The sequence below is a fragment of the Duganella radicis genome (assembly GCF_009720825.1).
In the GTDB taxonomy this organism is placed as follows: domain Bacteria; phylum Pseudomonadota; class Gammaproteobacteria; order Burkholderiales; family Burkholderiaceae_D; genus Rugamonas; species Rugamonas radicis.
In genome coordinates, this window is record NZ_WNKY01000102.1 from 1 (window position 1) to 2,420 (window position 2,420).

Below are 2,420 nucleotides of genomic sequence, written 5' to 3' on the forward strand. Positions count from 1 at the left end.
GGCGGCGCGAACGGCGGCGCGCCGTTCGTGGCCCGCGCCGGCCGCGGCTTGGGCGCCGGCTGCGCCTCGGGGGCGGCCTCGGGTTTGACTTGTATCCTGGCCATGGCTATTCCTCCGGTTGACTGAGGCGACGCAATTCGTCGCGGATGATGGTCAGCTTCTCCTGCTGGCGATGGGCCGCCAGCACGCGCGCGCGCGCCGCGAAGAACAGCGTGCGCCGGCTCCTGCATTGCTCCACCGCCTCCAGACAGCGCACCCGCTCGTCGGCGGCGGCCTGCTTCATGCGCTCGTAGATGCGCTTGGCTTTCTGGTACTGGCCGCTGGTGGTCTGCATGCTCAGGAAATCCCTGCGCGCCTGCGCCCAGTACGCGCGCGTGTCCGCCTCGGCGGCGCGCCAGCGCGCGCTGGCCGCCCGCAGCGCGGCACGCCCGGCGCGCCAGCTCTGGCGCGCCTCCTGGCGCTCGCGCTCGATGCGGTCGAGGCGCTGCTTGCGCACGCCCAGCAACTGGTCCAGGCTCTTGTCTTGCGGCTTGGGCTCGGCCACCTCGACCGGCTCGCGCCTGGCCTTCGGTTGGCCGAAGCCGGCAAAGGCGGCCATGCCTTACCTCTGCATGGCGATCAGGGTGTCGATGGCTTCCTGGAAATCGGAGCTGGTCGACGTGTTCTGCCGCAGGAACGCCATCTGCTGCTCGCGCAGGCCGACCGCGCGGTCGGCCACCGGGTCCACGCCCGGCTTGTACTCGCCCAGCCGTATCATCAGCTCCATCTCCTGGTAGCGCGCCAGCATCTCGCGGAACTTGGTGGCGGCCGCGCGATGCTCGCGGGTGACCACGTTGCCCATGATGCGGCTGATGCTCGACAGCACGTCGATGGCCGGATAATGACCCTGCTCGGCCAGCTTGGAGCGCAGGTAGATGTGGCCGTCGAGCAGCGACTTGGCCTCGTCGCCGATCGGGTCGGACGAGTTGTCGCCGTCCACCAGCACCGTGTACATGGCGGTGATCGCGCCCTCGGTAGTGCAGCCGGCGCGCTCGATCAGGCGCGGCAGCATGGTGTACACCGACGGCGTGAAGCCGCCGCGCGCCGGCGGCTCGCCGGCCGCCAGCCCGATCTCGCGCTGGGCGCGCGCGAAGCGGGTCAGCGAATCGACCAGCAGCAGCACCTTCAGACCGCGCGCGCGGAACGCCTCGGCCACCGCCGTGGCGGTGAACGCCGCCCGCGAGCGCTCCATCGAGGTGCGGTCGGAGGTGGCCACCACGATGATGGTCTTGGCCACCAGCTCGGCGTCCAGCTCGTGTTCGAGGAATTCGTTCAGCTCGCGTCCGCGCTCGCCGATCAGGCCGAACACCACCACGTCGGCCTTGCAGCCGCGCGCGATGGCCGCCATCAGCGTGGTCTTGCCGCAGCCGGGACCGGCGAACACGCCGATGCGCTGGCCCACGCCCATGGTGATCATGCCGTCGATGGCGCGCACGCCCGAGGCCAGCGGGGTGGCGATGCGCGGCCGCTCGCTGGCCGGCGGCGAGTCGCGCACCACCGGCACCGTGGTGCGCCAGGTGCCGGCGCTGGGCGCCACCACCGGCGAGCGGTGCATCAGCCGGCCGAAGCCGTCCAGCACGCAGCCGAACAGATGGTCGCCCACCTCGATCGTGTGGGCGCGCCGCAGCGGCACGATCACGGTGCGGTTGGATACCCCCTCCAGCGGGCTGAGGGCCGACAGGATGGCGGCCTTGTCGGTGAAGCCGACCACCTCGGCCAGCATCGGCTTGCCGCCGTCGGTCTCGCTGACCAGATGGCACAGCTCGCCGATCTGCACCGGCGGCATGTGCGCCTCGATCAGCGTGCCCAGCACCTGCGCCACCTTGCCGTTGCTGCTAAAGCCGGGCCGGGCCGGCAGCGCCGAAGTCCAGTCGCGCGCTTGCAGGGCGATGCCGGCCATCCGGGCGTCGAGCCCGGCGCGCCAGGTGTCCGCCACCGTCACCATTGCACCTGAAGCTTGCGGTCGCCATCAAAACGCAGGCGCTGGCCGTCGATCGCCACCAGCCGCACGCCGCGGTACTGGTCGCCGACGTACAGGCGCGTGCCGTCCTCGGTCACCACGCTGGCGTGGGCGCCGGTCACCACCTCGCGCACCTGGAACGGCAGGATGGCCTCGGCGCCGCCCACCTTGGCGTGCACAGGGAAGGCGATCCCGTGGGCGGCGACGAAGGCCGCCAGAATGCGCTCGAAGCGCGCCGCCTCCTCCTCGCTGAGCGCGGCGTTGATGGTCCAGGCGTCGTCGCGCAGGTCGAGGGTGACCCGCTTGAGCAGATCGACCTCCTGCAAGCGCTGGCGGAAGGCGGCGCGCAATTGCGCCGGCCCCATGACGGGTTTCGGCGGCGCCGGCGGCGCGGCGGACGCGCCACGCAAGGCCGGCGTGG

The 2,420-nt window shown here is 71.8% G+C and carries 2 protein-coding genes and 1 pseudogene; all 3 read right to left on the reverse strand.

The window, feature by feature from the left end:
* Window positions 1-106 precede the first annotated feature (106 nt).
* Window positions 107-598 (reverse strand): hypothetical protein, encoded by a 492-nt coding sequence (locus GM676_RS31170; RefSeq protein WP_155468446.1) that lies wholly within the window; start codon window positions 596-598, stop codon window positions 107-109.
* A 3-nt stretch (window positions 599-601) separates the two neighbouring features.
* Window positions 602-1,939: a FliI/YscN family ATPase gene (locus tag GM676_RS31175; RefSeq protein ID WP_371866421.1), complete on the reverse strand. Its 1,338-nt coding sequence runs from the start codon at window positions 1,937-1,939 to the stop codon at window positions 602-604.
* Window positions 1,940-1,977: 38 nt separating this feature from the next.
* Window positions 1,978-2,420: pseudogene (locus GM676_RS31700) on the reverse strand (FHA domain-containing protein); the annotation flags it as partial.

Bases quoted from the DNA above. Each gene is read 5' to 3' on its own strand.
- GM676_RS31170 (WP_155468446.1), bottom strand. From the start codon at position 598: ATGGCCGCCTTTGCCGGCTTCGGCCAACCGAAGGCCAGGCGCGAGCCG.
- GM676_RS31175 (WP_371866421.1), bottom strand. From the start codon at position 1,939: ATGGCCGGCATCGCCCTGCAAGCGCGCGACTGGACTTCGGCGCTGCCG.